Source organism: Pseudomonas sp. TH49 (genome assembly GCF_016650625.1).
Lineage (GTDB): Bacteria > Pseudomonadota > Gammaproteobacteria > Pseudomonadales > Pseudomonadaceae > Aquipseudomonas > Aquipseudomonas fluorescens_H.
On record NZ_JAEKFL010000001.1, the window covers coordinates 2,212,178 to 2,231,157 of the forward strand.

Sequence of the window (18,980 nt, forward strand, 5' to 3'; positions counted from 1 at the left end):
AGTACGTCATGGCCATCGCCGTTCCCTTGAACGAGGGCACCAGCCCCACCTTGAAGCAGAAGCTCAAGCGCGCCGAGCGGGTCAACCGCTGGAAGGCTCAGGCGTTGATTGCGCCGCTGGTGTTGTTTCTGTTGCTGGTGTTCCTGGTGCCGATTGTGGCGCTGCTCTATAAAAGCGTCGGCAACCCGGAAGTGGTCGGCGGCATGCCGCGCACCGTGGCCGCCATCGCCAGTTGGGACGGCCGTGGCCTGCCCGCCGAACCGGTTTATAAAGCCGCCGGCGAAGACCTCGCCGAAGCCCGCAAAAACCAGACCTTGGGCGATCTGTCCAAGCGCTTGAACATGGAGTTGGCCGGCTATCGCAGCCTGCTGACCAAAACCGCCCGCGCGCTGCCTTTCGCCAGCGAGCCGGCCTCTTATAAAGAAGCCCTCGAAGCGCTCGACGAGCGTTGGGGCGATCCGGCCTACTGGCAAGCGGTGCGCCGCAATACCAGCAACATCACGCCTTACTACCTGCTGGCGGCAGTCGATCACCGCATCGACGACCTTGGTGAAGTGGCGCCGGCCACCCCGGATCAGGCGATCTACCTCGACATTTTTGCCCGGACTTTCTGGATGGGGCTGGTCATCACCGTGATCTGCCTGTTCCTCGCCTATCCACTGGCCTACCTGCTGGCAAACCTGCCCTCGCGGCAGAGCAACCTGCTGATGATTCTGGTGCTGCTGCCGTTCTGGACTTCGATTCTGGTGCGGGTCGCGGCGTGGATCGTGTTGCTGCAATCGGGCGGGCTGATCAACAGCGCGCTGATGGCCATGGGCATCATCGATAAGCCGCTGGAGCTGGTGTTCAACCGCACCGGGGTCTACATCTCGATGGTGCACATTCTGCTGCCGTTCATGATTCTGCCGATTTACAGCGTGATGAAAGGCATCTCGCCGACCTACATGCGCGCCGCGATCTCGCTGGGCTGCCATCCGTTCGCCAGTTTCTGGCGGGTGTACTTCCCGCAAACCTACGCCGGTGTCGGCGCCGGTTGCCTGTTGGTGTTCATCCTCGCCATCGGCTACTACATCACCCCGGCGCTGCTCGGCAGCCCGAACGATCAAATGGTCAGTTACTTCGTCGCGTTCTACACCAACACCAGCATCAACTGGGGCATGGCCACTGCGCTGGGCGGCCTGTTGCTGCTGGCGACCGTGGTGCTGTATCTGATCTACAGCTGGCTGGTGGGCGCCAGTCGCCTGCGCCTGAGCTAAGGGGAATTTGAAATGCTGAGTCCTTACATGTCGCCCATCGAACGGGTGTGGTTCTACAGCTTGCGGATTCTCTGCGGCCTGATCCTGCTGTTCCTGATTCTGCCGGTGCTGGTGATCGTGCCGCTGTCGTTCAACTCCGGCAGTTTCCTGGTGTATCCGCTGCAGGGCTTTTCCCTGCACTGGTATCAGGACTTCTTCGCCTCGGCGGAATGGATGCGTTCGCTGAAGAACAGCATCATCGTCGCCCCTGCGGCGACCGTGCTGGCGATGGTCTTCGGCACCCTGGCCGCCATCGGCCTGACACGTGGCGATTTCCCCGGCAAGGCGCTGGTGATGGCGCTGGTGATTTCGCCGATGGTGGTGCCGGTGGTGATCATTGGTGTGGCGAGTTATCTGTTCTTCGCGCCGCTCGGCCTGGGCAACAGCTTCTTCTCGCTGATCGTGGTGCACGCGGTGCTGGGTGTGCCGTTCGTGATCATCACCGTGTCGGCGACGTTGCAGGGTTTCAATCAGAATCTGGTGCGGGCGGCGGCCAGCCTCGGCGCATCGCCGTTGACCACGTTCCGCCGGGTGACGCTGCCGCTGATTGCGCCGGGAGTGATTTCCGGGGCGTTGTTTGCTTTCGCCACATCGTTCGATGAAGTGGTGGTGACGCTGTTCCTCGCCGGCCCCGAGCAAGCGACGCTGCCACGGCAGATGTTCAGCGGGATTCGCGAGAACCTCAGTCCGACGATTGCTGCTGCGGCAACTTTGTTGATCGCCTTCTCCGTCATCCTGCTGTTAACCCTTGAATGGCTGCGCGGTCGTAGCGAGAAACTTCGCACTGCCCAAGTCTGAAGCTGTACACGATAAAAACTGTGGGAGGGGGCTTGCTCCCGAATGCGGTGGATCAGTTGAAGTAGATGTCGACTGACCCACCGCTTTCGGGAGCAAGCCCCCTCCAACAAGGGATTTGTGTTGTATGCGAAGTTTTGTCTCATTCATGGGGTGAATAGCAGACAACCCGGATCCCTCAACTACGCTTGTGCTCAGCTCCCACATCTATAAGAGGCTGCGCACGATGAGTCTGTCCCAGTTCAAAATCGCTCACAAACTGATCACCGGCGCCGGGGCCATCGAGCAACTGGCGGCGGAACTCACGCGACTGGATATCGACAATCCGCTGATCGTCACCGATGCCGCGCTGGTCAAGTCCGGCACCGTAGAGCTGGCGCTGTGCCAATTGGGCGGGCGCGAGTACGAGATTTTCGACCGGGTGCTGCCGGACCCGGAAATCGCCATCGTCGAAGATTGCATGCGCGTGTATCGCGAGGGCGGGCACGACGGCTTGATCGGTCTCGGCGGCGGCAGTGCCATCGACATCGCCAAGAGCGTTGCCGCGTACGCCGGCTATCACGGCGCGCTGGAAGACCTGTTCGGCGTCGATCAGGTACCGCGCAAAGGTCCGCCGCTGATCGCCATCCCGACCACCGCCGGCACCGGCTCGGAAGTGACCAACGTCGCCATCCTCTCCGACAAGGTTGCACAACTGAAGAAAGGCATCGTCAGCGATTATCTGCTGCCGGACGTGGCGCTGGTCAGTCCGCAAATGACCCTGACCTGCCCGCGCAGCGTCACCGCCGCCAGTGGCGTCGATGCGCTGGTGCATGCCATCGAATCCTATCTGTCGGTCAACGCTTCGCCGATCACCGACTCGCTGGCGCTCGGCGCAATCAAGTTGATCGCCAGGGCGCTGCCCAAGGCCTACGCCAATGGCGGCAATCTGCAAGCCCGGGAAGACATGGCCACCGCCAGCCTGATGGCCGGCATGGCGTTCGGCAATGCCGGGGTCGGCGCGGTGCATGCGTTGGCCTATCCGTTGGGCGGGCGTTTCAACATTGCCCATGGCGTCAGTAACGCCTTGTTGCTGCCGTATGTCATGACCTGGAACAAGATGGCCTGCGTCGAGCGCATGCAGGATATCGCCGAAGCCATGGGGGTGAAGACCGCTCATCTGAGCGCCACTGAGGCGGCGGACAAAGCCGTGCAGGCCATGACCGAGTTGTGCGCGGCGGTGGAAATTCCGGCCGGGCTGCGCAGTTTCGGTGTGCCGCAAGAGGCGATCCCGGCCATGGCCGTGGAGGCCGCGGGAATCGAGCGTTTGATGCGCAACAACTCGCGCAAGCTCAGCGCTGCGGATATCGAGAAGATCTACCGAGCGGCGTACTGATCATCGCGGTCACGGTGCGCGCACGGAAACTTGAGGTATACAATGCGCGCCATCGTGATTTAGCTCAGAAAAGGTGCGTCATGCAGCCCTTCGTAATTGCTCCGTCGATTCTCTCCGCCGACTTCGCCCGCCTCGGCGAAGAAGTGGACAATGTTCTGGCCGCCGGTGCCGACTTCGTCCACTTCGATGTCATGGACAACCACTACGTGCCGAACCTGACCATTGGCCCGATGGTCTGCGCAGCATTGCGCAAGTACGGCATCACCGCGCCGATCGACGCGCACCTGATGGTCAGCCCGGTGGATCGCATCGTCGGCGACTTCATCGAGGCCGGTGCGACGTACATCACTTTCCACCCGGAAGCCACGCTGCACGTCGATCGTTCGCTGCAACTGATCCGTGAAGGCGGCTGCAAATCCGGGCTGGTGTTCAACCCGGCGACCCCGCTGGACGTGCTCAAGTACGTGATCGACAAGGTCGACATGGTCTTGCTGATGAGCGTCAACCCGGGCTTCGGCGGGCAGAAGTTCATCCCCGGCACCCTCGATAAACTGCGCGAAGCGCGGGCGATCATCGATGCCTCGGGCCGCGACATCCGTCTGGAAATCGACGGCGGCGTCAACGTTAACAATATCCGTGAAATCGCCGCGGCCGGTGCTGACACCTTCGTCGCTGGCTCTGCGATCTTCAATGCGCCGAACTATCAGGAAGTCATCGACAAGATGCGCTCCGAACTGGCGCTGGCGCGCCCATGAGCGGTTTTGAGCAGCTGTTCCCGGGGCAACTGCCACGGTTGGTGATGTTCGATCTGGATGGCACGTTGATCGACTCGGTTCCCGACCTGGCGGCCGCGGTGGACACCATGCTGCTCTCCCTCGGCCGCAAGCCTGCCGGCATCGAGGCGGTGCGCGAGTGGGTCGGCAACGGCGCACCGGTGCTGGTGCGCCGGGCGCTGGCCGGTGGCATCGATCATTCGGCGGTGGACGACGTCGAGGCCGAGCACGCGCTGGAAGTGTTCATGGAAGCCTACGGCGCGAGTCATGAGCTGACCGTGGTCTATCCCGGCGTGCGCGACACCCTCAAGTGGTTGCACAAGCAGGGCGTGGCCATGGCGCTGATCACCAACAAGCCGGAGCGTTTCGTCGCACCGCTGCTGGATCAGATGAAGATCGGCCGCTACTTCAAATGGATCATCGGCGGCGACACCCTGCCGCAGAAGAAGCCTGATCCGGCCGCGCTGTTCTTCGTGATGAAAATGGCCAACATCCCGGCCTCGCAATCGCTGTTCGTCGGCGACTCGCGCAGTGACGTGCAGGCGGCGAAAGCGGCGGGGGTCAAGTGTGTGGCGCTGAGCTACGGCTATAACCACGGTCGACCGATTGCCGAGGAATCCCCGGCACTGGTGATCGACGATCTGCGCAAGCTAATTCCCGGTTGCCTCGGTACTGCCGCTGAGATAACGTTGCCCGACGCTTCTCAATCTCCTTCTGGAAACGCCATCGTGGTGGTCACCCGCAAACTCTGGATGAAAGTCATCAAGGCCCTGGCCCGCTGGCGTTGGCGCGCCTGACTGGTTCCTGGCCGGCTTGCCGGCGCGTTTGCATACCTGACTGTTAGCACCTCACACCACGAGGCACCTCATGATCCGCGAAGAATTCCTGCGCTTGGCCGCTGACGGCTACAACCGCATTCCGTTGGCCTGCGAAACCCTGGCCGACTTCGACACGCCGCTGTCGATCTACCTGAAACTGGCCGACCAGCCCAACTCCTATCTGCTCGAATCGGTGCAGGGTGGCGAGAAATGGGGCCGTTATTCGATCATCGGCCTGCCGTGCCGCACCGTGTTGCGGGTGCACGACCATCACGTGAGCATCACCGTCGATGGCGTCGAGACCGAAAGCCATGACGTCGAAGACCCGCTGGCCTTCGTCGAAACCTTCAAGGCCCGCTACAACGTGCCGACCATCGCCGGTCTGCCGCGTTTCAACGGTGGTCTGGTCGGCTACTTCGGTTACGACTGCGTGCGCTATGTCGAGAAACGTCTGGGCAAATGCCCGAACCCGGATCCACTGGGCGTGCCGGACATTCTGCTGATGGTCTCTGATGCGGTGGTGGTGTTCGACAACCTCGCCGGCAAGATGCACGCGATTGTCCTCGCTGACCCGGCGCAAGCCGATGCTTACGAGCAGGGGCAGGCGCAATTGCAGGAACTGCTGGAGAAACTGCGCCAGCCGATCACCCCGCGCCGTGGCCTGGATTTCAGCAAGCAACAAGCGGCTGATCCGGTGTTTCGCTCCAGTTTCACCCAGAGCGACTACGAAAAAGCCGTCGACACCATCAAGGAATACATCCTCGCGGGCGACTGCATGCAGGTCGTGCCGTCGCAGCGCATGTCGATCGACTTCAAGGCGGCGCCGATCGATCTGTATCGTGCCCTGCGTTGCTTCAACCCGACGCCGTACATGTACTTCTTCAACTTCGGCGACTTCCACGTCGTCGGCAGTTCGCCGGAAGTGCTGGTGCGGGTCGAAGACAACCTGATCACCGTGCGCCCGATTGCCGGCACTCGTCCACGCGGAGCTACCGAAGAGGCGGATCTGGCGCTGGAAGAGGATCTGCTGTCGGACGACAAAGAGATCGCCGAGCACCTGATGCTGATCGACCTCGGTCGTAACGACACTGGCCGGGTTTCGGAAATCGGTTCGGTGAAGCTCACCGAGAAAATGGTCATCGAGCGTTATTCCAACGTGATGCACATCGTCTCCAACGTCACCGGCCAGTTGAAGGCCGGGCTGACCGCGATGGACGCGCTGCGGGCGATTCTGCCGGCGGGCACCTTGTCCGGCGCGCCGAAGATCCGTGCGATGGAAATCATCGACGAACTGGAGCCGGTCAAGCGTGGCGTGTATGGCGGTGCGGTCGGTTATTTCGCCTGGAACGGCAACATGGACACCGCGATTGCGATTCGTACCGCGGTGATCAAGAACGGCGAGCTGCACGTGCAGGCCGGTGGCGGCATCGTTGCCGACTCGGTGCCGGCGCTGGAATGGGAAGAAACCCTGAACAAGCGCCGCGCAATGTTCCGTGCTGTGGCCCTGGCCGAGCAGACCCCGGAAAGCTGAGTTCACACAGTCCCCCTGTGGGAGCGAGCTTGCTCGCGAATACGGCCTGACATTCAAAATGGATGTCGGCTGATACACCGCTTTCGCGAGCAAGCCCGCTCCCACATTGTGTTGTGATCAGCCATAAAAAAACGCGGCGCCTGTGAGGGCGCCGCGTTTTTTATGCCAGCAGATCAGAAATCGAGGCTGACCCCGACGTTCACCCCCTGCTGGGTAAAGTCATCATCCTTGCGCACGTTGTAGCTGGCGCGCAACGCCAAATCCTGCGTGAGCTTGTGACTCACGCCCAGGTTCAGACGATTGAGGTTGGTCTGCGGCTCGTAGCCTTCGAGGGTAAAGCGATTACCTGGCAGGCTGTTGAGGTTGATGGTCAGATCCTGGCGGTCGTCGTTGTACTCACGCTCGTGAGCGAATTCGCCGAACACTTCGGTCTGCGCCGTGATCTGGTACTTGCCTTGAATACCCAGGCCCAGACGTCGCGAGTTGCGTGACTGGTCATCGAAGGTCAGCGCTGTGGCGTCCGCGCCTTTTTCCGAATAACCATCGACTTCAGTCTTGCCGAAGTCGGCGCTGACAAACGGCGACAGGTGCCACGGACTGCTGGCCTGCTGCGCAATGTCGTAGCCGATGCGGCCGCTGATCGCCAGTACATAGCCGTCGGTGTCGCCTTTCTCCCCGCGCTCGTTGACCCCGAGCTGGAATTTACGCTTGAGGCTGTCGTAGTCGAGTTTCCCGGCGGTCATCGCCAGGTCGCCCCACCAGCGATCTTGCTGGTACTGGGCGAACGCGGTGCCCATGTAGGAGTTGAGTTTGTATTCGGAGTCAGCGTCGCCGGCTTCGAGTTTCTGGTGGTAGAGACCCGCGGCCAGACCGACCCGCCAGGCTTCGTTGACGCGATAGCTGCCGCCGATGTTCAGGTTATAGCCATTGCCATCGGCACTGGCTGCGCTGTGCTGGCCGTCGAAATCCTGATGTTGGCCGCCACCGGCGACAATCGCCCGCCATTGACCGATGCCCTGCCAGTTTTCCCAATCGGCCAGCCATTGATTGCGCAGTTCATCCTGGTGCGCGCGCAAGGCGCCTTGAGCCATTTCCGGCAGCAGGGTCAGTTCCCACGGGGCGGCCAGCAGCGAGTAGGCGTAGTCGGCGATCAGGCGTTGGCCGGCTTCGGTAGGGTGCACCGAGTCGTTGTAGATCAACTTGGTCGGATCCGGCGTGGCGCTGTTGATGCCGTATCGGGCGTTCTCGGTGCAGCTGTTGCCGCTGAAGCAGGTGGCGGTCAGGTTCTGGTCGGTGGCGAGACCGAACTGCGCCGGGTTGGCGAACACTTCCTTGAGCAGCACTGGAATGTTGAGCGGGATGATTTCAGCGTTGATGCCCTGCAACTGGCTGACCAGTTCGGTGTTGAACTGCGCGCTGAGCTGGGAGGTGAAACCCTGCAGCGGCGAGCCGTTGATCGCCGGGGTCAGGCCGATGTCCGGCAGTAGCCAGACCATGATGTATTTGGCTCCGGCGCCTTGCAGTGTGCGTACGCTGTCGGCCAGGCGATCGGCTGCCGAGCTGGCCTGATCGAGGCTGAGCACGCGACCTTGAAGGAAGTCGTTGCCGCCACCGGACAGGTAATACAGCGCGTTCGGATCGGCACGGAAGCCGTTCGACGGCAGGTAACCGGCGCGGGTGCGTTCACCGGTGGCCGACTCCGTGGTGATCGAGTCGAGAATCTGGTCAGTGCGATAGCCGCCGACCGCCCAGTTGTTGCCATCGGGCAGACCTTCGCTGGCGCGTACCGCCGAGGATGAAGAGGCGGTCTGGTTCGGATTGAAACCCAGCTTGCCGCCAATGATCTGGGTGGCATTAAGATCTCGGTTTTCCCCGGTTCCATCCTTGTACAGCGGGCCGGTGCGGTTGGTGTAGCGCTGGGTGGCGCCGGCAGGGCCGCCCGGGTCGCTGAAGGTCCCGGCATCGTTCAGACTGTCGCCGAACACGATGAAGTTGGAATAGGGCGCGGGTGCTGCGTAAGCCTGGGCGCAAGCCATGGCGAGCAGGCATCCGGCAAGCGGTACAAACAACGTCTGTTTGATCATGAGCAAGTCCGTTTATTTATTGTTGTAGTGAACAAAACGACAGTACCAAAAACTTCCGGCCTTTTGCCATCGGTCGCGAACACCCCTGTTGTTTTGCCCCCCGTCAGCCCCGCCATATTGCACGCTCTGCCCAGCTAAGTTACTGTGCCGGAACGTATGAACGAGACCTTCCCCGTGTTGATCGTCAGCAAACTTCTGGATCAAGTCATCAAGGCACACGCCCGTTGGCGTTGGCGCGCCTGAATCTTTTCTGCCGGCCCGGCCGGATCTGTATCGCTTTGCCTTCCTTGCCCGTTTGAAATACCGCTGTGCCGACGCCACCTGTGCGCGTCCGACATCGTGCAGCGCCCTGCGGGCAAGTCATTCGAAGGCTGTCTCCAAGTCAGAATTCAAGAGGTTCGAAACGCCATGTTGCTGATGATCGACAACTACGACTCCTTTACTTACAACGTTGTGCAATACCTCGGCGAGCTGGGGGCCGAGGTCAAGGTCGTGCGCAACGACGAACTGACCATCGCTGAAATCGAAGCGCTCAACCCGGAGCGCATCGTGGTCTCGCCAGGCCCATGCACGCCGACTGAAGCCGGCATTTCCATCGAAGCCATCAAACATTTCGCCGGCAAACTGCCGATCCTTGGCGTCTGCCTCGGCCATCAGTCCATCGGTCAGGCCTTCGGCGGCGATGTCGTGCGTGCCCGTCAGGTAATGCACGGTAAGACTAGCCCGGTATTCCACGAGGACAAGGGCGTTTTTGCCGGTCTGAATCATCCGCTGACGGTTACCCGCTACCACTCGCTGATCGTCAAACACGATACTTTGCCCGAGTGCCTGGAGCTGACCGCGTGGACGCAGCACGACGACGGCTCGGTCGATGAAATCATGGGCTTGCGTCACAAGACCCTGAACATTGAGGGCGTACAGTTCCACCCTGAGTCGATCCTGACTGAACAGGGCCATGAACTGTTTGCCAACTTCCTCAAACAAACCGGCGGCACGCGCTAAGGACTCCCATGAACATCAAGACAGCCCTGAGCCGTATCGTCGAACACCTCGACCTCAGCACCGAAGAAATGCGCGACGTGATGCGCGAAATCATGACCGGTCAATGCACCGAGGCGCAGATTGGCGCGTTCATGATGGCGATGCGCATGAAGAGCGAGAGCATCGACGAAATCGTCGGCGCGGTTTCCGTGATGCGTGAGCTGGCCGATCAGGTCGAACTCAAGACCCTCGACGGCGTGGTCGATGTGGTCGGCACCGGCGGTGACGGTGCGAACATTTTCAACGTATCGACGGCCTCCGCGTTCGTCGTCGCGGCGGCGGGTTGCACCGTGGCCAAGCACGGCAACCGTGCAGTGTCGGGCAAAAGCGGCAGCGCCGACCTGCTGGAAGCAGCCGGCATCTACCTGAACCTGACGCCGGTACAGGTCGCCCGCTGCATCGATAACGTCGGCATCGGTTTCATGTTTGCCCAAACCCACCACAAAGCCATGAAGTACGCCGCCGGCCCGCGCCGCGATCTCGGCCTGCGTACGCTGTTCAACATGCTCGGCCCGCTTACGAATCCGGCCGGTGTCAAACATCAGGTGGTGGGCGTGTTTACTCCTGCGCTGTGCCGGCCATTGGCCGAAGTCTTGCAGCGCCTGGGCAGCAAGCACGTACTGGTGGTGCATTCGAAGGACGGTCTGGACGAGTTCAGTCTTGCCGCGCCGACTTTTGTGGCTGAGCTGAAGAACAACGAAATCACCGAATATTGGGTCGAGCCGGAAGATCTGGGCATGAAGAGCCAGAGCCTGCACGGTCTGTCGGTCGAAGGCCCGGAAGCTTCGCTGGCGCTGATCCGCGATGCGCTGGGCAAGCGCAAGACCGAAAACGGCCAGAAGGCTGCCGAAATGATTGTGCTCAATGCCGGTGCGGCGCTGTACGCGGCTGACCTGGCGACCAGTCTCAAAGAAGGCGTGGCACTTGCGCACGATGCTCTGCACACCGGTCTTGCTCGGGAAAAGCTCGAGGAGTTGGGTGCCTTTACCGCGGTATTCAAAGTGGAGAATGAGGGATGAGTGTACCGACGGTTCTGGAAAACATTCTGGCGCGCAAAGTCCAGGAAGTCGCCGAGCGCAGCGCTCGCGTCAGCCTGAGCGAGCTGGAAAGTCTGGCCAAGGCGGCCGACGCACCCCGTGGTTTTGCCCAGGCCCTGCTGGCGCAGGCCAAGACGAAGCAACCGGCGGTGATCGCCGAAATCAAAAAGGCTTCGCCGAGCAAAGGTGTGATCCGCGAAAACTTCGTGCCTGCCGATATCGCCAAGAGCTACGAGAAGGGCGGGGCGACCTGTCTTTCCGTGCTGACCGATATCGACTACTTCCAGGGCGCTGATCTCTACCTGCAACAGGCCCGCGCCGCGTGCAAATTGCCGGTGATCCGCAAGGACTTCATGATCGATCCGTACCAGATCGTCGAAGCCCGTGCGCTGGGCGCCGACTGCGTGCTGCTGATCGTCTCCGCACTGGACGACGTGAAAATGGCCGAGCTGGCCTCGGTTGCCAAAGGCGTCGGTCTCGATGTGCTGGTTGAAGTGCACGATGGCGATGAGCTGGAACGCGCATTGAAAACCCTCGACACGCCACTGGTCGGGGTCAACAACCGTAACCTGCACACCTTCGACGTCAGCCTGGAAACCACCCTCGACCTGCTGCCGCGCATCCCGCGCGATCGTCTGGTGATCACCGAGAGCGGCATTCTCAACCGTGCCGATGTCGAGCTGATGGAAATCAGCGACGTCTACGCATTCCTGGTCGGCGAAGCGTTCATGCGCGCGGAAAGCCCGGGTGTTGAATTGCAGCGCCTGTTCTTCCCGGAGCGTGGTGTGCCGGTCAGTGGTTCGACCCTCGACTGACTCAGTCAGACCGAGTAAACGCCATCGCGAGCAGGCTCACTCCTACACTTGGAATGCGTTCCCCCTGTAGGAGTGAGCCTGCTCGCGATGACGACATAAGTTTCACCTCAGACTGAACGTCCTACGGAAACCTTATGATCCCTGCCTCCCTCACCATCGAAGCCGGCCTGCAAGCCGAGCAAGACTTGTTGGCCTCGATCTGTGCCGGCGATGCCGAATTCGGCCTGCTGTTCTGGCAACCCAGTGATCGCGCCTTGGTCATGCCGCGTCGCCTCAATCGTCTGCCCGGTTTCGAGCATGCCTGCGAAGTCTCCGCTGCTGCCGGTTGGCCGGTATTGCTGCGGGAAACCGGTGGCGAACCGGTCCCGCAATCCGCTTCAACCATCAACATCGCGTTGGTCTACGCCCCGCCCCGCAGCGAGGGTGATTTGAACCGCATCGAAACCGGCTACCGGCGTCTGTGCGATCCGATCTGCGAGTTGCTGGATGAGTTGGGCGGCACGTCGTCGTTGGGCGAAATCGCCGGCGCGTTCTGCGACGGTCGTTTCAATGTCAATCTCGACGGCCGCAAGATGGTCGGCACCGCTCAGCGCTGGCGCCAGAGTCAGGGCGGTCAGCGTCCGGTGGGGCTGGTGCATGGGGCGATGCTGATGGATAACGAGCGCGAGTCGATGGTCGCGGCGGTCAATCGCTTCAACGAGGCTTGCGGTCTGGAGCAGCGGGTACGGGCCGAAAGCCACATCGCCCTGCATGAGAAGTTCGTCGCGCCAACGGCTTTGGCGCGTCTTGATGAGCTGTTTCGACTGATGCTGGCGCAGCTCTACAGCGCCTGAGTAGCGCGCTTAGCGCGTGCCGAAGACCACCATGGTCTTGCCTTTCACATCGACCAGATTGCGTTCTTCAAGATCCTTGAGCACGCGACCGACCATCTCCCGCGAACAACCGACAATCCGCCCGATTTCCTGACGCGTCACCTTGATCTGCATGCCGTCCGGGTGGGTCATCGCATCAGGTTGCTTGCACAACTCCAGCAGGCAACGGGCCACGCGACCGGTGACATCGAAGAACGCCAGGTCGCCGACCTTGCGCGTGGTATTGCGCAGGCGTTGTGCGATTTGTCCGCTGAGAACGTAAAGAATGTCTGGATCCTGCTGCGACAATTCGCGGAACTTCACGTAGCTGATTTCGGCGATTTCACATTCAACCTTGGCCCGCACCCAGGCACTGCGCTCCTGCTCCTGACCCGCTTGTTCGAACAGGCCCAGCTCCCCGAAGAAATCCCCGGCGTTGAGGTAGGCGATGATCATTTCGCGACCGTCGTCATCTTCGATGAGGATCGTCACCGAGCCCTTGATGATGAAGTACAGCGTGTCCGAGCGATCGCCGGCGCAGATGATGTTGCTCTTGGCCGCATGGCGACGGCGCTGACAATGCATCAACAGCTTGTCGAGGTTCTTGATTTTGGGTGTGGGGGTAATAGCAACCATGGTTGTATCCCGAAAAGACTGCACGGTGATGTTTGATTTTTTATGAGGCGCTGAAGGCGGTCGCTACACAGGCTGACAATTGGCGCCAGCGAATTGGCGCCAGCTTACCAGACACTTCGTCGAAAATTCGAGAAATTACCTACACCGCAGAGGCATCCGTCCTAGGAACGCCAGGCGCTGTCAGAGCAAGGGCCTGTGCTAAGCTGGCGACCCTTTTTTCTACAGTGGAGTCTTGGCGATGAAGGCACGCATCCAATGGGCTGGCGAAGCCATGTTCCTCGGCGAATCCGGTAGCGGTCATGTCGTGGTCATGGACGGTCCGCCGGACGCCGGTGGTCGTAATCTGGGTGTTCGCCCGATGGAAATGCTCCTGCTGGGCGTTGGCGGTTGCAGCAACTTCGACGTGGTCAGCATCCTGAAGAAGTCGCGTCAGGCGGTTGAAAGCTGCGAAGCGTTCCTCGAAGCCGAACGCGCGACCGAAGATCCGAAGGTGTTCACCAAGATCCACATGCACTTCGTGGTCAAGGGTCGGGGCCTGAAAGAAGCCCAGGTCAAGCGCGCCATCGAGCTGTCTGCCGAGAAGTATTGCTCGGCTTCGATCATGCTCGGCGCGGCCGGCGTGGCGATCACTCACGATTATGAAATCGTCGAACTCGGCTGAGCCGACATTCAACTATCATAAAAGCAGTGCAGACTCTGGCGATCCCTCGCTGACGTCTGCATAATGCGCCACTTTTTTCAGGGCAGTGATCGGTCAGCCGACGGGTCATCCGCCTGAACAGATAACCAAAATCGCCATCGCGAAGAGGTGTTAACCGTCCTACGCAGGTGCGTTGTTCGCACTTGACGGGCATGCTTGATCACGCGGCCGGGCCGCATACATAGAGAGTTTTTAACGGTGAAAAGCAAACTCAAGCTCCACGGGTTCAATAACCTGACAAAGACCTTGAGCTTCAACATCTATGACATCTGCTACGCGGAAACCCCGCAAGACCAGCAGGCTTACGTCGAGTACATCAATCAAGAGTACAACGCCGAACGCCTGACGCAGATTCTCACGGAAGTTGTCGAAATCATTGGTGCCAACATTCTGAACATTGCCAGTCAGAATTATGAGCCTCAGGGTGCCAGCGTCACGATTCTGATCTCGGAAGAGCCGGTGACCCCGACTGACAGCCAGATCGAAGAGTCCCCGGGTCCATTGCCCGAAATCATCCTTGCCCACCTCGACAAGAGTCACATCACGGTGCATACCTATCCGGAAATCCATCCGGACGCCGGTATCGCGACGTTCCGTGTGGACATCGACGTGTCGACCTGTGGTGTCATTTCACCGCTTAAAGCGCTCAACTTCCTCATTCACCAGTTCGATTCGGACATCGTGACCGTGGATTACCGTGTGCGCGGCTTCACCCGTGACGTTGAAGGCAACAAGCACTTCATCGACCACGAGATCAACTCGATCCAGAACTACCTTTCCGAAGACACTCGCGACGCGTACCAGATGACCGACGTGAACGTGTACCAGGAAAACCTGTTCCACACGAAAATGCTGCTGAAGAACTTCGAACTGGACAACTACCTGTTCGGCGACGCCACCAGCAATCTGTCGTCCGAGCAGCGCGCTCAGGTGACCGAGCGTGTGAAACACGAAATGCTGGAAATCTTCTACGCGCGCAACATGCCGACGTAAGATTCCCGGGCACAAAAAAGGCGACTACCGTGCGGTAGTCGCCTTTTTTATTACCGAAACAGAACCCTGTGGGAGCGAGCTTGCTCGCGAAGGGGCCCTGCCAGACAACACTGAAGTCAGATCCTGTAGGTACTCTTGGTCATCACCTTCGCCAACAGACTCATCCCGAACTTCACCGGCGCCGGAAAGCGGAAACCACCCGCATCCAGTGCACTCTCCGCATGATGTTCTTCATCAATGCGCATCTGCTCCAGAATCGCCCGGGACTTCTCGTCCTCGGCCGGTAATTGCTCCAGGTGCTCGTTCAAGTGCTTGCACACCTGGTGCTCGGTGGCCGCGACGAAACCGAGGCTGACCTTGTCACTGATCAGGCCGGCCACAGCGCCGATGCCGAACGACATCCCGTAGAACAACGGATTGAGCACGCTGGTATGGCTGCCCAGTTGATGGATGCGCTGTTCGCACCACACCAGATGGTCGATTTCTTCTTCGGCGGCGTGTTCCATGGCGGCACGTACCTGCGGCAACTTGGCGGTCAGCGCCTGCCCCTGGTACAGCGCCTGGGCGCAGACTTCACCGGTGTGGTTGATGCGCATCAGGCCGGCGACGTGGCGGGTGTCTTCGTCGCTCATCTGCACATCCGGCTGCACGATGGCGGGTGACGGGCGGTACGGCTGGCCACTGAAGGGCAGCAGGGTGCGCATCGCGGCATCGGCTTGCAGCAGAAGACGGTCAATCGGCGAGTAGTGACGTTGGGTAGTCATGCTGACCTCCGGGAAAAATCTCGACGGCCAGTTTAACCGAATCGGCCGGGGAAGGTTTGCGCTGGGTCATTGCCATGCAGAGAGCACGGTGGTGTTTGTGTGGGAGCGGGCTTGCTCGCGAAGACGTCAGCACATTCAAAGTATCAGTGCCAGACAATCCGCTTTCGCGAGCAAGCCCGCTCCCACAGGGTCTGATGCAGTGAATCAGCCCGGTGGCCAGTTCATCTGACGCTGACCGAGTACGTGCATATGAATGTGATAGACGGTTTGACCACCTTGTTCATTGCAGTTCATCACTACCCGGAAGCCTTCCTCGCAGCCCAGCTCCAGTGCCAGACGCTGGGCAGTGAACAGGATGTGCCCGGCCAATGCCTTGTCGTCTTCGGTCAGGTCATTGAGGGTACGCACCGGTTTCTTCGGGATCACCAGAAAATGCACCGGTGCCTGAGGAGCGATGTCGTGGAACGCCAGAACCTGGTCGTCCTCGTAAATGATCTTGGCCGGGATCTCCCGGTTGATGATCTTGGTGAACAGAGTATCCACTGCTGTTTTCTCCGTTGTGGGGGCTGGCCTGAGTGTACGCATGGGGAATGCCCCCGCCCAGTGTTTTGCCGTAGGACAGTTCAGCGCGGGCAGTAAGCCTTGTTGACCATGCCGACAAGGGTGCGATTGAGCCAGCGCGAGCCGAGGCGTGGCAGGAAGGCGAACCAGCGATTGCGCCTCCCGGGAATGATGATGGCGCGGTTTTTTTCCAGTGCACGCACGGTGTACAGCGCGACTTCCTCGGGACTCATCAGCAGCTTGCTGTCCTTGAGTTTGTCGCTGTTGAGCTGCGCCGTGCGGAAAAATGCGGTGCGGGTCGGGCCGGGGCAAAGCACCGAAACCTTGACCGCGCTCTGTTTGAGCTCGACCCGCAGGGCTTCGGAGAAGTGCAATACGTAGGCTTTGCTGGCGTAATAAGTGCTCATCCACGGACCGGGATTGAACGCCGCCACCGAGGCAACGTTGAGAATCTGCCCGCCGCCCTGCAGCGCCATGCTGTTGCCAATGGCGTGGCACAGGCGGGTGAGTGCGAGGATGTTGACTTCGATCAGGTCCTGCTCGGTCATCCAGTCCTGGGCGAGGAATGGGCCGCAGGTGCCGATGCCAGCGCAATTGACCAGCAGATCGATCTGCCGGTCGCCTTCTTCCAGTTCCAGCAGGAACCCGGACAAGCGCAATGGCTCGCCGAGGTCGCAGGCGCGGAACAACACCTCCACGCCAAAGCGCTGGGTCAGTTCGATCGCGATACTTTCCAGCTGATCACGCTGGCGGGCCACCAGAATCAGGCTGCGGCCGCGCCGGGCCAGAGCTTCAGCCAGGGCCAGGCCGATGCCGCTGGAGGCGCCAGTGATCAGTGCGTAACGGGTCATGCAATTCTCCATCGCAACAGCTCCGCGCCAGCGACGCAGGTGTCACGGCGGGGAGCGCTGTTCATTCTTTCGCAGAGTCTACAGGGGCCGGGGCCGCTTCGGCTGCATCGTCCACGGAATTCGCCGGTTCAGTCTCGACCTCGACTTCATCGGTGGTGACCGAGCCGCTTTCGTAGCTGCTCTCAAGGTTGCTTTCGTATTCCTGCTGAATGGCCGAGATGCCGCCGAGCATGCCGCCGGCAAATACCAGGGCGAAGAACACGATCCACAACGAGCACAACACTTTGACCGCGGTACTGTTGGGTGGCGGTGGCGGGCCGTAGCGGTTGGCGCCAGTGTTGCCCGGTACGACCATGATCACCAGCGGGAAGAAGCTGCCCACGAACGGCACCAGGTTCAGCAGCCACAGCCAGCCGGACCATCCGATATCGTGCAGGCGCTGCACGCTGAACAGGATGCTGACAATGATGAAGCCGAGGAACAGGAAGAACGCGAATATCCCGCCGATGATCAGACCGGTGGTGGAGTCGCCGCTGACCAGTCCGAGCGCGAGCAGAGCGAATATGCCAACGATCGGCAGGGTTACCAGGCTCAGTACCATCGTCCAGGCCAAAAACCGCAGGCGACCGATCCGGCCTTCAACGCTGAAAGGCTTGAGCACAGCGAAGGCCGGCAGGTTCTCGCCAACGTCGGCGCGTGGTGGTGCGTAGGGGGAGGCTGGTTCTGCAATGACGGGCTGATGTTCGTGCACGTCCGCAAGATTCAGCTCGATTGCCGTTTCCGCCTCGATCCGCGCGTCGATCCCGGTTTTGCTCAGTGCTTGCAGATAAGTCTGCGCATCACTGTGAGTCAGGTCGCGCTTGAGGGCGACGGTGCTGCCGTTGAACAGGCGCTCGATGGCAGCGACATCGCTTTTGAACAGGGCCGCCAGATTGAGCTTGGCGGTGGTGAGATCGACGCCGGGCTGCAGAGCACCGTCGAAAACGATCTTGTAACGAGGTTCGCTCATGGTCGGGGCATCCTTGTCGCGAATCAATTGAAAGTCAGCAAGTGTAAGGCCAGTGGGTCGATCACTGGCCTGATTTTTCTCAGCGCGGCCAGCGTTTGGGCAATTGCGCCGCGCGTTCCAGCGCCTGACGATATTCCGCGTCGAGCCGGGCGATCAACTGGTCGACGCTCGGCAGGTCGTCAATCTGGCCTACGCCCTGGCCGGCCGACCACACAGTCTTCCAGGCCTTGGCTTCGTCGTTGATCGGCTTGAGCTTGTCACCGAAGTTGACTTCGCCCTTGCCTTGCAGCGCGGCCATGTCGAAACCTGCCGCCTCCAGGCTTTGGCGCATGAAGCTGGCCGGTACGCCAGAGACGGCAGGAGTATGAATGATGTCCGCCGCTTTGGCCGTCAGCAGCATGTCCTTGTAGGCGTCAGGCGCATGACTTTCGGTGGTGCCGATAAATCGCGTACCGAAGTAGGCCAGATCCGCGCCGAGCAGTTGTGCGGCCAGGATGTCATGGCCGTGGTTCAGACATCCTGCAAGCAGCAGGGTTTTATCGAAGAACTCGCGGATCTCGGCGATCAGCGCAAACGGGCTCCAGGTGCCGGCATGGCCCCCGGCGCCCGCCGCAACAGCGATCAAGCCGTCGACTCCGGCTTCGGCGGCCTTCTCGGCATGCCGGCGCGTGGTCACATCGTGGAACACCAGACCGCCGTAGCTGTGCACGGCATCGACCAGTTCCTTCACCGCACCGAGGCTGGTGATGACAATCGGCACCTTGTGTTCGACGCAGATGTCCAGGTCCGCCTGCAGGCGCGGATTGCTGTTGTGAACGATCAGGTTCACGGCATACGGCGCCGGGTTGTCCAGCGTCGCCAGTCCCGCTTCGATCTCCTCCAGCCAGGCCTTGAAACCGCTGCTTTCACGTTGGTTCAGCGCCGGGAAACTGCCGACCACGCCGTTACGGCAGCAGGCGAGTACCAGCTCCGGGTTGGAGATCAGGAACATCGGCGCTGCCACTACCGGCAGGCGCAGACGTTGTTCGAGCAGAGCGGGCAGCGACATTGG

The 18,980-nt window shown here is 60.6% G+C and carries 19 protein-coding genes; 12 read left to right on the top strand and 7 right to left on the bottom strand.

Annotated elements, in window-relative coordinates; genetic code table 11:
* Nucleotides 1-8: 8 nt before the first annotated feature.
* The 6 genes from JFU48_RS09980 (at nucleotide 9) to trpE (ending at nucleotide 6,587) form a co-directional block, all read left to right on the top strand.
* Complete coding sequence (locus JFU48_RS09980) at nucleotides 9-1,256, top strand: ABC transporter permease (protein WP_003228813.1); 1,248 nt, start codon at nucleotides 9-11, stop codon at nucleotides 1,254-1,256.
* Nucleotides 1,257-1,268: 12 nt separating this feature from the next.
* Entirely contained in the window at nucleotides 1,269-2,093 is an 825-nt protein-coding gene (locus JFU48_RS09985; RefSeq protein WP_003228811.1) for an ABC transporter permease, read from the top strand.
* Between the two features lie 223 nt (nucleotides 2,094-2,316).
* The gene (locus JFU48_RS09990; protein WP_201136433.1) at nucleotides 2,317-3,465 is read left to right on the top strand and encodes an iron-containing alcohol dehydrogenase; all 1,149 of its coding nucleotides are present in this window, start codon (nucleotides 2,317-2,319) and stop codon (nucleotides 3,463-3,465) included.
* 80 nt (nucleotides 3,466-3,545) lie between these two features.
* On the top strand, nucleotides 3,546-4,220 hold the full coding sequence (gene rpe / locus JFU48_RS09995; protein ID WP_003228808.1) for a ribulose-phosphate 3-epimerase: 675 nt from the start codon (nucleotides 3,546-3,548) through the stop codon (nucleotides 4,218-4,220).
* Nucleotides 4,217-5,035, top strand: a complete 819-nt coding sequence (locus JFU48_RS10000) for a phosphoglycolate phosphatase (RefSeq protein ID WP_103484973.1) — start codon at nucleotides 4,217-4,219, stop codon at nucleotides 5,033-5,035. The genes rpe and JFU48_RS10000 overlap by 4 nt, the downstream gene beginning before the upstream one ends.
* Before the next feature lie 70 nt (nucleotides 5,036-5,105).
* Nucleotides 5,106-6,587: an anthranilate synthase component I gene (gene trpE / locus JFU48_RS10005; protein WP_003228804.1), complete on the top strand. Its 1,482-nt coding sequence runs from the start codon at nucleotides 5,106-5,108 to the stop codon at nucleotides 6,585-6,587.
* A 173-nt stretch (nucleotides 6,588-6,760) separates the two neighbouring features.
* Here the strand turns inward: trpE and estP are convergent, their stop codons facing one another.
* On the bottom strand, nucleotides 6,761-8,671 hold the full coding sequence (estP, locus tag JFU48_RS10010; RefSeq protein ID WP_103484975.1) for an esterase EstP: 1,911 nt from the start codon (nucleotides 8,669-8,671) through the stop codon (nucleotides 6,761-6,763).
* A 408-nt stretch (nucleotides 8,672-9,079) separates the two neighbouring features.
* Here estP and JFU48_RS10015 point away from each other — a divergent pair, with 408 nt between their 5' ends.
* From JFU48_RS10015 to JFU48_RS10030, 4 genes are all read left to right on the top strand, one after another.
* On the top strand, nucleotides 9,080-9,673 hold the full coding sequence (locus JFU48_RS10015; RefSeq protein ID WP_003228801.1) for an aminodeoxychorismate/anthranilate synthase component II: 594 nt from the start codon (nucleotides 9,080-9,082) through the stop codon (nucleotides 9,671-9,673).
* A gap of 8 nt (nucleotides 9,674-9,681) precedes the next feature.
* Entirely contained in the window at nucleotides 9,682-10,731 is a 1,050-nt protein-coding gene (gene trpD / locus JFU48_RS10020; RefSeq protein ID WP_003228800.1) for an anthranilate phosphoribosyltransferase, read from the top strand.
* Entirely contained in the window at nucleotides 10,728-11,564 is an 837-nt protein-coding gene (gene trpC / locus JFU48_RS10025; protein WP_103484976.1) for an indole-3-glycerol phosphate synthase TrpC, read from the top strand. The genes trpD and trpC overlap by 4 nt, the downstream gene beginning before the upstream one ends.
* Before the next feature lie 134 nt (nucleotides 11,565-11,698).
* Nucleotides 11,699-12,397, top strand: coding sequence for a lipoate--protein ligase family protein (locus JFU48_RS10030; RefSeq protein WP_201136434.1), 699 nt, complete (start codon nucleotides 11,699-11,701; stop codon nucleotides 12,395-12,397).
* A 9-nt stretch (nucleotides 12,398-12,406) separates the two neighbouring features.
* Here JFU48_RS10030 and crp read toward each other — a convergent pair whose 3' ends face one another.
* Nucleotides 12,407-13,051, bottom strand: coding sequence for a cAMP-activated global transcriptional regulator CRP (gene crp / locus JFU48_RS10035; RefSeq protein WP_003228797.1), 645 nt, complete (start codon nucleotides 13,049-13,051; stop codon nucleotides 12,407-12,409).
* Between the two features lie 238 nt (nucleotides 13,052-13,289).
* Here crp and JFU48_RS10040 point away from each other — a divergent pair, with 238 nt between their 5' ends.
* Both JFU48_RS10040 and speD read left to right on the top strand, forming a co-directional pair.
* Entirely contained in the window at nucleotides 13,290-13,712 is a 423-nt protein-coding gene (locus JFU48_RS10040; RefSeq protein ID WP_003228794.1) for an OsmC family protein, read from the top strand.
* Between the two features lie 237 nt (nucleotides 13,713-13,949).
* Nucleotides 13,950-14,744 (top strand): adenosylmethionine decarboxylase, encoded by a 795-nt coding sequence (gene speD, locus JFU48_RS10045; protein WP_003228791.1) that lies wholly within the window; start codon nucleotides 13,950-13,952, stop codon nucleotides 14,742-14,744.
* 116 nt (nucleotides 14,745-14,860) lie between these two features.
* Here the strand turns inward: speD and coq7 are convergent, their stop codons facing one another.
* The 5 genes from coq7 to JFU48_RS10070 form a co-directional block, all read right to left on the bottom strand.
* On the bottom strand, nucleotides 14,861-15,508 hold the full coding sequence (coq7, locus tag JFU48_RS10050; protein WP_027610738.1) for a 2-polyprenyl-3-methyl-6-methoxy-1,4-benzoquinone monooxygenase: 648 nt from the start codon (nucleotides 15,506-15,508) through the stop codon (nucleotides 14,861-14,863).
* Between the two features lie 204 nt (nucleotides 15,509-15,712).
* The gene (locus JFU48_RS10055) at nucleotides 15,713-16,051 is read right to left on the bottom strand and encodes a histidine triad nucleotide-binding protein (RefSeq protein ID WP_127647765.1); all 339 of its coding nucleotides are present in this window, start codon (nucleotides 16,049-16,051) and stop codon (nucleotides 15,713-15,715) included.
* Between the two features lie 80 nt (nucleotides 16,052-16,131).
* Nucleotides 16,132-16,920 (bottom strand): SDR family NAD(P)-dependent oxidoreductase, encoded by a 789-nt coding sequence (locus JFU48_RS10060; RefSeq protein WP_045122654.1) that lies wholly within the window; start codon nucleotides 16,918-16,920, stop codon nucleotides 16,132-16,134.
* A gap of 61 nt (nucleotides 16,921-16,981) precedes the next feature.
* Complete coding sequence (locus tag JFU48_RS10065; RefSeq protein WP_201136435.1) at nucleotides 16,982-17,929, bottom strand: DUF805 domain-containing protein; 948 nt, start codon at nucleotides 17,927-17,929, stop codon at nucleotides 16,982-16,984.
* Nucleotides 17,930-18,008: 79 nt separating this feature from the next.
* Entirely contained in the window at nucleotides 18,009-18,977 is a 969-nt protein-coding gene (locus JFU48_RS10070; protein WP_201136436.1) for an NAD(P)H-dependent flavin oxidoreductase, read from the bottom strand.
* Between the last annotated feature and the right edge of the window lie 3 nt (nucleotides 18,978-18,980).

Coding starts and splice junctions, on each gene's coding strand:
- JFU48_RS09980 (WP_003228813.1), top strand. CDS start 9: ATGGCCATCGCCGTTCCCTTGAACGAGGGCACCAGCCCCACCTTGAAG.
- JFU48_RS09985 (WP_003228811.1), top strand. CDS start 1,269: ATGCTGAGTCCTTACATGTCGCCCATCGAACGGGTGTGGTTCTACAGC.
- JFU48_RS09990 (WP_201136433.1), top strand. CDS start 2,317: ATGAGTCTGTCCCAGTTCAAAATCGCTCACAAACTGATCACCGGCGCC.
- rpe (WP_003228808.1), top strand. CDS start 3,546: ATGCAGCCCTTCGTAATTGCTCCGTCGATTCTCTCCGCCGACTTCGCC.
- JFU48_RS10000 (WP_103484973.1), top strand. CDS start 4,217: ATGAGCGGTTTTGAGCAGCTGTTCCCGGGGCAACTGCCACGGTTGGTG.
- trpE (WP_003228804.1), top strand. CDS start 5,106: ATGATCCGCGAAGAATTCCTGCGCTTGGCCGCTGACGGCTACAACCGC.
- estP (WP_103484975.1), bottom strand. CDS start 8,671: ATGATCAAACAGACGTTGTTTGTACCGCTTGCCGGATGCCTGCTCGCC.
- JFU48_RS10015 (WP_003228801.1), top strand. CDS start 9,080: ATGTTGCTGATGATCGACAACTACGACTCCTTTACTTACAACGTTGTG.
- trpD (WP_003228800.1), top strand. CDS start 9,682: ATGAACATCAAGACAGCCCTGAGCCGTATCGTCGAACACCTCGACCTC.
- trpC (WP_103484976.1), top strand. CDS start 10,728: ATGAGTGTACCGACGGTTCTGGAAAACATTCTGGCGCGCAAAGTCCAG.
- JFU48_RS10030 (WP_201136434.1), top strand. CDS start 11,699: ATGATCCCTGCCTCCCTCACCATCGAAGCCGGCCTGCAAGCCGAGCAA.
- crp (WP_003228797.1), bottom strand. CDS start 13,051: ATGGTTGCTATTACCCCCACACCCAAAATCAAGAACCTCGACAAGCTG.
- JFU48_RS10040 (WP_003228794.1), top strand. CDS start 13,290: ATGAAGGCACGCATCCAATGGGCTGGCGAAGCCATGTTCCTCGGCGAA.
- coq7 (WP_027610738.1), bottom strand. CDS start 15,508: ATGACTACCCAACGTCACTACTCGCCGATTGACCGTCTTCTGCTGCAA.
- JFU48_RS10060 (WP_045122654.1), bottom strand. CDS start 16,920: ATGACCCGTTACGCACTGATCACTGGCGCCTCCAGCGGCATCGGCCTG.
- JFU48_RS10065 (WP_201136435.1), bottom strand. CDS start 17,929: ATGAGCGAACCTCGTTACAAGATCGTTTTCGACGGTGCTCTGCAGCCC.
- JFU48_RS10070 (WP_201136436.1), bottom strand. CDS start 18,977: ATGTCGCTGCCCGCTCTGCTCGAACAACGTCTGCGCCTGCCGGTAGTG.